At 69.1% G+C, this 9469-nt stretch carries 17 protein-coding genes; 2 read left to right on the forward strand and 15 right to left on the reverse strand.

Features of this window, described 5'->3' with window-relative positions; translation table 11 throughout:
• Positions 1 to 2: 2 nt before the first annotated feature.
• The 14 genes from rplE to rpsJ all read right to left on the reverse strand — a co-directional run bounded on the left by rplE (position 3) and on the right by rpsJ (position 6717).
• The gene (gene rplE / locus B4E97_RS00395; protein WP_029211834.1) at positions 3 to 572 is read right to left on the reverse strand and encodes a 50S ribosomal protein L5; all 570 of its coding nucleotides are present in this window, start codon (positions 570 to 572) and stop codon (positions 3 to 5) included.
• Position 573: 1 nt separating this feature from the next.
• The gene (gene rplX, locus B4E97_RS00400) at positions 574 to 915 is read right to left on the reverse strand and encodes a 50S ribosomal protein L24 (RefSeq protein ID WP_019286344.1); all 342 of its coding nucleotides are present in this window, start codon (positions 913 to 915) and stop codon (positions 574 to 576) included.
• Between the two features lie 3 nt (positions 916 to 918).
• Positions 919 to 1287, reverse strand: a complete 369-nt coding sequence (rplN, locus tag B4E97_RS00405; RefSeq protein WP_029211833.1) for a 50S ribosomal protein L14 — start codon at positions 1285 to 1287, stop codon at positions 919 to 921.
• Positions 1288 to 1407: 120 nt separating this feature from the next.
• Entirely contained in the window at positions 1408 to 1710 is a 303-nt protein-coding gene (gene rpsQ, locus B4E97_RS00410) for a 30S ribosomal protein S17 (protein WP_286958247.1), read from the reverse strand.
• Positions 1707 to 1952 carry a 50S ribosomal protein L29 gene (gene rpmC / locus B4E97_RS00415; protein WP_019286347.1) on the reverse strand — a complete coding sequence of 82 codons (246 nt, stop codon included), beginning with the start codon at positions 1950 to 1952 and terminating at the stop codon, positions 1707 to 1709. Before rpmC ends, rpsQ begins: the two co-directional genes overlap by 4 nt.
• Positions 1952 to 2371, reverse strand: a complete 420-nt coding sequence (rplP, locus tag B4E97_RS00420; RefSeq protein ID WP_019286348.1) for a 50S ribosomal protein L16 — start codon at positions 2369 to 2371, stop codon at positions 1952 to 1954. Before rplP ends, rpmC begins: the two co-directional genes overlap by 1 nt.
• Positions 2371 to 3201, reverse strand: coding sequence for a 30S ribosomal protein S3 (gene rpsC, locus B4E97_RS00425; protein WP_019286349.1), 831 nt, complete (start codon positions 3199 to 3201; stop codon positions 2371 to 2373). Before rpsC ends, rplP begins: the two co-directional genes overlap by 1 nt.
• Complete coding sequence (gene rplV, locus B4E97_RS00430) at positions 3201 to 3575, reverse strand: 50S ribosomal protein L22 (protein ID WP_286958272.1); 375 nt, start codon at positions 3573 to 3575, stop codon at positions 3201 to 3203. Before rplV ends, rpsC begins: the two co-directional genes overlap by 1 nt.
• 26 nt (positions 3576 to 3601) lie before the next feature.
• Entirely contained in the window at positions 3602 to 3883 is a 282-nt protein-coding gene (rpsS, locus tag B4E97_RS00435) for a 30S ribosomal protein S19 (protein ID WP_019286351.1), read from the reverse strand.
• 15 nt (positions 3884 to 3898) lie between these two features.
• On the reverse strand, positions 3899 to 4735 hold the full coding sequence (gene rplB / locus B4E97_RS00440) for a 50S ribosomal protein L2 (protein ID WP_029211830.1): 837 nt from the start codon (positions 4733 to 4735) through the stop codon (positions 3899 to 3901).
• 42 nt (positions 4736 to 4777) lie between these two features.
• Positions 4778 to 5077, reverse strand: a complete 300-nt coding sequence (gene rplW / locus B4E97_RS00445; protein ID WP_019286353.1) for a 50S ribosomal protein L23 — start codon at positions 5075 to 5077, stop codon at positions 4778 to 4780.
• Positions 5074 to 5733 carry a 50S ribosomal protein L4 gene (gene rplD / locus B4E97_RS00450; protein ID WP_029211828.1) on the reverse strand — a complete coding sequence of 220 codons (660 nt, stop codon included), beginning with the start codon at positions 5731 to 5733 and terminating at the stop codon, positions 5074 to 5076. Before rplD ends, rplW begins: the two co-directional genes overlap by 4 nt.
• A gap of 5 nt (positions 5734 to 5738) precedes the next feature.
• Positions 5739 to 6398, reverse strand: a complete 660-nt coding sequence (rplC, locus tag B4E97_RS00455) for a 50S ribosomal protein L3 (RefSeq protein WP_051274124.1) — start codon at positions 6396 to 6398, stop codon at positions 5739 to 5741.
• A gap of 10 nt (positions 6399 to 6408) precedes the next feature.
• A complete protein-coding gene (gene rpsJ, locus B4E97_RS00460; RefSeq protein ID WP_012867945.1) occupies positions 6409 to 6717 on the reverse strand; it encodes a 30S ribosomal protein S10 in 309 nt (102 codons plus the stop codon).
• Positions 6718 to 7135: 418 nt separating this feature from the next.
• On the opposite strand from rpsJ, the gene B4E97_RS00465 reads away from it, so the two are divergent.
• The gene (locus tag B4E97_RS00465) at positions 7136 to 7897 is read left to right on the forward strand and encodes a DUF2785 domain-containing protein (RefSeq protein ID WP_286958248.1); all 762 of its coding nucleotides are present in this window, start codon (positions 7136 to 7138) and stop codon (positions 7895 to 7897) included.
• Positions 7876 to 8568 carry a DUF2599 domain-containing protein gene (locus B4E97_RS00470; protein ID WP_286955235.1) on the forward strand — a complete coding sequence of 231 codons (693 nt, stop codon included), beginning with the start codon at positions 7876 to 7878 and terminating at the stop codon, positions 8566 to 8568. Before B4E97_RS00465 ends, B4E97_RS00470 begins: the two co-directional genes overlap by 22 nt.
• A 25-nt stretch (positions 8569 to 8593) precedes the next feature.
• Here B4E97_RS00470 and B4E97_RS00475 read toward each other — a convergent pair whose 3' ends face one another.
• The gene (locus tag B4E97_RS00475; protein ID WP_286955233.1) at positions 8594 to 9406 is read right to left on the reverse strand and encodes an enoyl-CoA hydratase-related protein; all 813 of its coding nucleotides are present in this window, start codon (positions 9404 to 9406) and stop codon (positions 8594 to 8596) included.
• Between the last annotated feature and the right edge of the window lie 63 nt (positions 9407 to 9469).

Here is a 9469-nt window from a genome sequence, read left to right on the forward strand (position 1 = left end):
GGTCAGTTCTCCTTGAACGGGAAGCCGAGCTGCTTGAGCAGGGCGCGCCCCTCGTCGTCGTTCGTGGCGGTGGTGACGATGGTGATGTCCATGCCGCGAACCCGGTCTATCTTGTCCTGGTCGATCTCGTGGAACATCGACTGCTCGTTGAGACCGAAGGTGTAGTTGCCGCGACCGTCGAACTGCTTGCCGGAGAGACCCCGGAAGTCGCGGATGCGCGGGAGGGCGACCGACAGCAGACGGTCGAGGAACTCCCACATGCGGTCACCGCGGAGGGTGACGTGCGCGCCGATCGGCATGCCCTCGCGCAGCTTGAACTGAGCGATCGACTTGCGAGCCTTGGTCACGGTGGGCTTCTGACCGGTGATGGCGGTCAGGTCGCGCACCGCGCCCTCGATCAGCTTCGAGTCGCGAGCGGCCTCGCCGACACCCATGTTCACGATGACCTTGACGACACCGGGAACCTGCATGACGTTGGCGAAGGAGAACTCCTCCCGCAGGGCGGGCTTGATCTCCGCGGCGTAGCGCGCCTTGAGGCGAGGCTGCGTCTTCTCAGAGGTGGTAGCAGTCATGTCACAGGTCCTTGCCCGAGCGGACGGACACGCGCGTGCGGACGGTCTTGGACCGACCGTCACGCTCGACGGTCTCGACGCGCGTCTTGGTACGGGTCGGCTTCTTGGTCTCCGGGTCGACGACCTGCACGTTGGACACGTGGATCGGCGCCTCGGTGTGGACGATGCCACCGGTGCGGTTGGCACCCTGGCCGGCCTTGGTGTGCTTGGTCACCCGGTTGATGCCCTCGACCAGGACGCGCCCGGTCTCGGTGCTCACCGAGATGACCTTGCCCGTCTTGCCCTTGTCGGGGCCGGTGATGACCTGGACCAGGTCACCCTTCTTGATCTTCATCTTCGCCATGGGTTACAGCACCTCCGGCGCCAGAGAGATGATCTTCATGAACTTCTTGTCACGCAGCTCGCGGCCCACCGGGCCGAAGATGCGCGTGCCACGCGGGTCACCGTCGTTCTTGAGGATGACGGCCGCGTTCTCGTCGAACTTGATGTAGGAACCGTCGATACGACGACGCTCCTTGGTCGTGCGGACGATGACGGCCTTGACCACGTCGCCCTTCTTCACGTTGCCACCGGGGATCGCGTCCTTGACGGTGGCGACGATGACGTCGCCGATGCCGGCATACCGACGACCCGAACCGCCGAGCACGCGGATGCAAAGGATCTCCTTGGCACCGGTGTTGTCGGCGACGCGCAGTCGCGACTCCTGCTGGATCACTGTCGAACTCCTGTCGTCGAGCTGGTTCTCACCGGATCCCTCCGGTTGAGCCTGGCCGAACTGTTGGTCGGGCTGGCCTCAGGTGATCCTGGGGCCGATGCTTGCGGGTGAGCGGCCGAACTACTTGGCGCGCTCGAGGATCTCGACCACGCGCCACCGCTTGGAGGCGGACAGCGGACGGGTCTCCATGATCAGGACACGGTCGCCGATGCCCGCCGAGTTCTCCTCGTCGTGCGCCTTGACCTTGCTGCTGCGCCGCAGGACCTTGCCGTAGAGCGCGTGCTTGACGCGGTCCTCGACCTCGACCACGACGGTCTTGTCCATCTTGTCGCTCACCACGTAGCCCTGACGGGTCTTGCGGTCGTTGCGCTCGAGGGTGGTCTCGCTCACGGTGATGGCAGCTTCCTTCTGGTTGTCGCTCATGCCTGGCCACCCTTCGCGGGGGCGGCGCCGATGCCGAGCTCGCGCTCGCGCATCTCGGTGTAGATGCGAGCGATGTCCTTGCGGACAGCGCGCAGACGGCCGTGGTTCTCCAGCTGGCCCGTGGCCGACTGGAAGCGGAGGTTGAACAGCTCCTCCTTGGCCTTCTTCAGCTCGTCGACCAGACGGTCGTCGCCGAGGCCACGCAGCTGCTCGGAGGTCAGGTCCTTGGATCCGACTGCCATCAGATGTCACCACCTTCACGCGCCACGAAACGGCACTTCATCGGGAGCTTGTGCATCGCGAGGCGCATGGCCTCACGGGCGACGGGCTCCGGGACGCCGGCCAGCTCGAACATCACGCGGCCGGGCTTGACGTTGGCGACCCACCACTCGGGCGAGCCCTTTCCGGAACCCATGCGGGTCTCGGCGGGCTTCTTGGTCAGCGGGCGGTCCGGGTAGATGTTGATCCAGACCTTTCCACCACGCTTCATGTAACGCGTCATGGCGATACGAGCGGACTCGATCTGACGGTTGGTGACGTAGGCCGGCTCGAGCGCCTGGATCCCGTAGTCACCGAACGCGACCGTGGTGCCGCCCTTGGCTGCGCCGCTGCGACCGGGGTGGTGCTGCTTGCGGTGCTTCACACGACGGGGAATCAGCATCAGGACTCAGCTCCCTGCTCCGCAGGCTGGGCCTGCGCGGTGTCGGACGCAGCGCCGGCCTCGGCCGGGGCGGCGTCGCGGTTGCTGTCACGACGGGGGCCACGGCCACCACGGCCGGGGCGGTCGGCGCCGTCGCGGCGCGGGCCGCGGGACGGACGCGGGGCGGCGGCCTGCTGGGCAGCCAGCTCCTTGGCCGTCACGTCGCCCTTGTAGATCCACACCTTGACGCCGATGCGACCGAACGTCGTACGAGCCTCGTAGAAGCCGTAGTCGATGTTGGCGCGCAGCGTGTGCAGCGGGACACGGCCCTCGCGGTAGAACTCCGAGCGGGACATCTCGGCGCCGCCGAGACGTCCGGCGCACATGACCCGGATGCCCTGGGCGCCGGCGCGCTGGGCGGACTGCATGCCCTTGCGCATGGCGCGACGGAACGAGACGCGGGCCGAGAGCTGCTCGGCGATGCCCTGGGCGACCAGCTGGGCGTCGACCTCGGGGTTCTTGACCTCGAGGATGTTCAGCTGGACCTGCTTGCCCGTGAGCTTCTCGAGCTCGCCGCGGATGCGGTCGGCCTCGGCGCCACGGCGACCGATGACGATGCCTGGGCGCGCCGTGTGGATGTCCACGCGGACGCGGTCACGGGTGCGCTCGATCTCCACGCGGGAGATGCCGGCGCGCTCCATGCCGTTGGACAGGAGACGACGGATGGCGACGTCTTCCTTCACGTAGTCGCGGTACCGCTGACCGGCCTTGGTGCTGTCGGCGAACCACCGGCTGCGGTGGTCGGTGGTGATACCGAGGCGGAAACCGTGCGGGTTGACCTTCTGACCCATTAGCGGGTGCCTCCCTTGCTAGCGGCCTCCGGCTGGGCCACGAAGACGGTGATGTGGCTCGTGCGCTTGCGGATGCGGAAGGCGCGACCCTGGGCCCGCGGCTGGAACCGCTTCATGGTCTGGCCCTCGTCCACGTACGCCTTGGTGATGACGAGGTTGCGGTCGTCGAAGGCCTGCGAGGCCTGGTCGGCCTTGACGCGGGCGTTGGCGATGGCGCTCTGGAGAACCTTGAGCACCGGGTCGCTCGCCGACTGCGGGGCGAACTGCAGCGTGGCGATAGCCTCGCCGGCCTGCTTGCCGCGGATCAGGTCGACGACGCGGCGAGCCTTCATGGGCGTGACGCGCACGTGGCGCGCAACGGCCTTGGCTTCCATCTGGAATTCCTTGTCGTTGTTGGCCATCAGCGACGACGCCCCTTCTTGTCGTCCTTCTCGTGACCCTTGAAGGTACGGGTGGGGGCGAACTCGCCGAGCTTGTGGCCGACCATCGACTCGGTGACGAACACCGGGACGTGCTTGCGGCCGTCGTGGACGGCGAGGGTGTGACCGAGCATGTCCGGCGAGACCACCGAACGGCGCGACCAGGTCTTGATGACGTTCTTGGTGCCGGCTTCGTTCTGGGCGTCCACCTTCTTCTGAAGGTGGTCGTCGATGAAGGGGCCCTTCTTCAGGCTACGAGGCATGTCCAAAGGCTCCTATCAGCGCTTCTTGCCAGTACGACGACGACGGACGATGAGCTTGTCGCTCGGCTTGCCCGGCTTGCGGGTGCGACCCTCGGGCTGGCCCCAGGGGCTCACCGGGTGGCGACCACCGGAGGTCTTGCCCTCACCACCACCGTGCGGGTGGTCGATCGGGTTCATGGCGACACCACGGACGGTCGGGCGCTTGCCCTTCCACCGCATGCGGCCGGCCTTGCCCCAGTTGATGTTGCTCTGCTCGGCGTTGCCCACCTCGCCGACCGTGGCGCGGCAGCGCAGGTCGACGTTGCGGATCTCGCCGGACGGCATACGCAGCTGGGCGTAGGGGCCGTCCTTGGCGACGAGCTGCACGCGAGCACCGGCCGAGCGGGCGATCTTGGCCCCGCCACCGGGCTTCAGCTCGATGGCGTGGATGACCGTACCCACGGGGATGTTCTTGAGCGGCAGCGCGTTGCCGGGCTTGATGTCGGCGCCCGGGCCGTTCTCGACCATGTCGCCCTGGGACAGGCGGTTCGGCGCGAGGATGTAGCGCTTCTCGCCGTCCGCGTAGTGCAGCAGCGCGATGCGGGCGGTGCGGTTGGGGTCGTACTCGATGTGAGCGACCTTGGCGGGCACGCCGTCCTTGTCGTGACGACGGAAGTCGATCACGCGGTAGGCGCGCTTGTGGCCACCGCCGATGTGGCGGGTGGTGATGCGGCCGCTCGAGTTGCGTCCACCGCTCTTGGGCAGCGGGCGCACCAGCGACTTCTCAGGTGTGCTGCGCGTGACCTCTACGAAGTCCGCGACGCTCGAGCCACGACGACCCGGCGTCGTGGGCTTGTACTTACGGATAGCCATGTCTGATCCCTCAGTGTCCTAGTCGATCCTCGGTCGCCGGCGTCAGACGCCAGCGCCTCCGAAGATGTCGATCGACCCTTCCTTGAGGGTGACGATCGCGCGCTTCGTGTCCTTGCGCTTGCCGAGGCCGAACCGCGTGCGGCGGGTCTTGCCCGGGCGGTTGAGCGTGTGCACGGAGTCCACCTTGACCTTGAAGATCTGCTCGATGGCGATCTTGATCTCGGTCTTGTTGGCCCGGGGGTCCACCACGAAGGTGTACTTGCCCTGGTCCATCAGTCCGTACGACTTCTCGGAGACGACCGGCGCGAGCAGGATGTCGCGGGGGTCCTTGATGGTGCTCACTTGGTGTCCTCCTCAGCCTTGGCGGCCGCCGGGGTGCCCTTGGCCAGGAAGGCCTCGAGAGCGCCCTGGGTGAAGACCACGTCGTCCGCGCAGAGCACGTCGTACGTGTTGAGCTGGTCGGCGACCAGGATGTGCACGTTGGCGATGTTGCGGACGGACGCCATGCCCAGCGTGTCCTCGCGCTCGATGACGACGAGCAGGTTCTTGCGCCCGCTGATGCCACCGAGGACGTTCGCGGCCACCTTGGTGGACGGCGCGTCACCCTCGACGAGGGAGGACAGGACGTGGACGCGACCGTGACGAGCGCGGTCCGAGAGGGCGCCACGCAGGGCGGCGGCCTTCATCTTCTTGGGGGTGCGCTGCGAGTAGTCACGCGGCACGGGCCCGTGGACGACGCCACCGCCGGCGAACTGCGGCGCACGCGTCGAACCCTGACGGGCGCGACCGGTGCCCTTCTGGCGGTACGGCTTGGCGCCACCGCCGCGCACCTCGGCGCGCGTCTTGGCCTTGTGCGTGCCCTGACGAGCGGCGGCGAGCTGGGCCACCACGACCTGGTGGATCAGCGGGATGTTGGTCTGGACGTCGAAGACCTCGGCCGGCAGCTCGACGGAGCCGGCCTTGGCGCCCTTGGCGTCCAGGATGTCGATGGTCGTCATGTGGATCAGGCCCCCTTGGCGGCCGTGCGCACGAGGACCACGCCACCGCGGGGACCGGGGACGGCACCCTTGATGATCAGCAGGCCCTTGTCGGCGTCCACGGCGTGGATCGTGAGGTTCTGGGTGGTCTGGCGCACGCCGCCCATGCGGCCGGCCATGCGCATGCCCTTGAAGACGCGACCCGGGGTGGAGCAGCCACCGATCGAGCCCGGCTTGCGGTGGTTGCGGTGCGCACCGTGGGAGGACGAGACGCCCTTGAACCCGTGGCGCTTCATGACGCCCGCGAATCCCTTGCCCTTGGTGGTGCCCGTGACGTCGACGTCCGAGCCGACCTCGAAGGCCTCCGCCGTGATCTCCTGGCCGACGGAGTAGTCCGCGGAGTCGGAGGTGCGGAGCTCGACCAGGTGGCGGCGCGGCGACACACCGGCCTTCTCGAAGTGGCCGGTCATGGGCTTGTTGACCTTGCGCGGGTCGATCGCGCCGAAGGCGATCTGGACGGCCTGGTAGCCGTCCTTCTCGGCGTCGCGGACCTGCGTGACGACGCAGGGGCCCGCCTTGATGACCGTGACGGGGATGAGGCGGTTGTCCGCGTCCCAGACCTGGGTCATGCCGAGCTTCTCGCCAAGGACGCCCTTGACGTTGCGCTCGATAGCAGCGTTAGTCATGTCGGGTTCCTCAGAGCTTGATCTCGATGTTGACGTCCGCCGGCAGGTCGAGACGCATCAGCGAGTCGACGGCCTTGGGCGTCGGGTCGATGATGTCGATGAGACGCTTGTGCGTCCGCATCTCGAAGTGCTCGCGACTGTCCTTGTACTTGTGGGGCGAACGGATGACGCAGAACACGTTCTTCTCCGTCGGGAGGGGCACGGGGCCCACCACCGTCGCGCCCGCACGGGTCACGGTGTCCACGATCTTGCGCGCCGAGCTGTCGATGACCTCGTGGTCGTACGACTTAAGCCGGATGCGGATCTTCTGTCCCGCCATCGCTTCGTTGACTCTCTCTCGTCTGTCCTGCTGGTCTGTGGCCGATCCAGTCGTCCTCCGGCCCCCGCGGTCGGGCGTGTCGCACCCGCTTCGCGGCACGAGCGCACGCAGGATCTGCGGGCTAACCCGTGATGGGGCCGGTCCGTCTGGGCCGGGGCTCGAGCTCCCCCGCAGGGAAGTCACAGGCCATCAGCCAGTCCGAGGACCGTCCGGTGGTGCTAGTAACCTCTCGCGAGGGACGGTGGCGCCGACATGTCCGTGAGGACAGGCGTCGACCACGCGTCAAGCAACCTGTCTAGTCTGACAGATCGACGAGCAGGATCCAAATCCTGGGACGCCCGGCGGAGCGGGTCCCAGCACCGGCGCCAGCCGACACGCCGTCACCGTCCTCTCTCGTCCGTCTGGGAGCATGGGGGCCATGCCCGGAACCGACCCCGCTTCGTCCTCCTCGGCGCTGCGCCCAGCGCCGGCGACGGCCCTCACCGGGCTGACGGCCCGTGACGCCACCGCGCGGGAGCAGGCGGTCGCCGATCTGCTGCGCGAGGCCGGAGCGATGGGACGCAAGGAGCGCCAGGCGCTCGGCAACCAGCTCGTGGAGCTGTTGCAGGCCCCCGACGCCCACACCCGGTCCTTCGCGGCGGTGCCGCTGGCCTACCTCGCTCGCGCGCACGCCTGGCGGCGGGCGTGGACCGAGCCCTTCCTGACCTGGTGGGCGGAGGAGCCGGACCAGCGTGGGTACGACGCCCAGCTCGGCTGGGTGCACGCCGTGGCGCACGGCGCCGACGTGGTGGGGGTGCTCGGCGAGACGGGGACCGTGCCGGCGGCGCAGCTGCTCGCCGCGGTGTCCCGCAGGCTTCTCCACCCGGCGGCCACCGTGTGGCGCGACCAGGAGGAGGACCGTCTGGCGCTGGCGATCGCGCAGGTGCTGCTGCAGGACGACCTGACCGAGAAGGTCGCGACCCGGTGGATCAAGGAGCTGACGCCCAGGGTGGGCGACCCCACCGTGCCGATACCGGCGCACACCATCAACACCTGTCGCACGCTGCGCAGCCTCTACGTCCTCGTGGACGGCCGGGTCCCCGCCGAGCGTCCTCGCTCCGTCAAGCACGCGGGACGGGTGCAGCAGCACATCAGGTCCCTGCTCGAGGCCGTCGAGCCGTGGCTCGCACCGCAGGGCTGACGCGAGCCGTCGCCCTGGCGGCAGCCCTCTCGATCGGGGGGTGCCAGGGCGGTCAGCAGCCAGCAGGTCCGGTCGGGTCCGCGCCGGCGACCCTGGCGTCCCCCTCGACCGGGGGCCGGGCACCCGCCGGCCCGGGCCTGGTCTCGAGCAGCGGGGACTCCCCCGCCGCGACCTGTCGCCACGCCGTGCCGTCCGCTGCGCGCCTCACGCCCGGGCAGGACCTCGTCGAGGGCCTGTCAGGCACCTGGGTCGTGATCGCCGACGGCGACATGGTGTCCGGGTGGCAGGTCACCCCGGAGGGCGCTCGGCTCTCGGTCCAGGACGGTCGTGCCTGCTCCGACCGGGCAGGCACCCGCGTGGTGCGCACGACCTCCACCCTCGTGGACCGGGCGCGCTGGGTGCGACGGGGCACCGTGCGGTCGCTGCAGGTGACGCCGTCATGGGTGGCGCGCTCGTGGCCGGGCGCCACGGAGGCCCTCGTCACCCGGCTGCGCTCCGCCTACCCGGAGATGACGCGCCCGGGGATGGCTGACCAGCTGCGCTGCCACATGGCCTTCGCCGCGAGCAAGGAGCGGTGGAACCTCGAGCCGGGCAGGCCCGACGTCGGCTATCCGGCGACCGTCGCGGCGGGCTGCAACCCGGGCGACCTCGTCGACCCCGACGGACGCTGAGTCCGTCGCCCGGTCGACATCCCCCTCATCGTCCGGGGAAGGCCGGCTTCTCCTTGGCCACGAAGGCCCGCACGCCCTCGACCTTGTCCTCGGTCTCGAAGGCCCGGCGGAAGGCCTGGGCCTCACGATCCAGACCCTCCGGCACCGGGAGCGGAGCCACCTCGGACATCAGTGCCTTGCAGGCGGCGACCGCCACAGGGCTCTTTGTCGCCAGCTCGGCGACGGTGGCCTTGGCGCCCTCGAGCAGGGCGGCCGGGTCGGCATACACGCGATTGACCAGGCCGATGCGCAGGGCCTCGTCGGCCTTGACCATGCGCCCCGTGAAGATCAGCTCGCGAGCCATGGCCGCACCGACGCGCCGCGCCATACGGACCGATCCCCCGAAGCCTGGCACGAGGCCGAGGCTGACCTCAGGCTGGCCGAACCTGGCGTTCTCGGAGGCATAGATCCAGTCGCAGGCCATGGCGAGCTCGCACCCACCACCGAGGGCGAAGCCGTTGACGGCGGCGATGACCGGCAGCGGCAGTGCCTCGAGCCGCTCGGTGACTCCCTGCATCCGGCGCGAGTAGGCCTCCCCCTCGTCCGGGCTCATGCTCTGCATCTCGACGATGTCCGCCCCCGCCACGAAGGCCTTGTCCCCCGCCCCCGTGACGATGATGCCCTTGACGGGCCAGCGGCCGGCGGAGCCCACCTGGGACTCGACCGCCACGGTGAGGGCCTCCAGGTCGGCGATGACCTGTCCGGCCAGGGCGTTCATCGCCGACGGGCGGTTGACGGTGACGACGAGCGCGTCGCCGTCCTGCTCGACCAGCAGGGTCTCGAAGGTGCCGAGGTCCATGGGACTTCCTCCAGTGGTGGGGTGCGCGGGATGCCGGTGCCCAGCCTGCCGCATGGTGGCGGG

It is taken from the genome of Arsenicicoccus sp. UBA7492 (assembly GCF_002479615.1).
GTDB classification, from domain to species: domain Bacteria; phylum Actinomycetota; class Actinomycetes; order Actinomycetales; family Dermatophilaceae; genus Arsenicicoccus; species Arsenicicoccus bolidensis.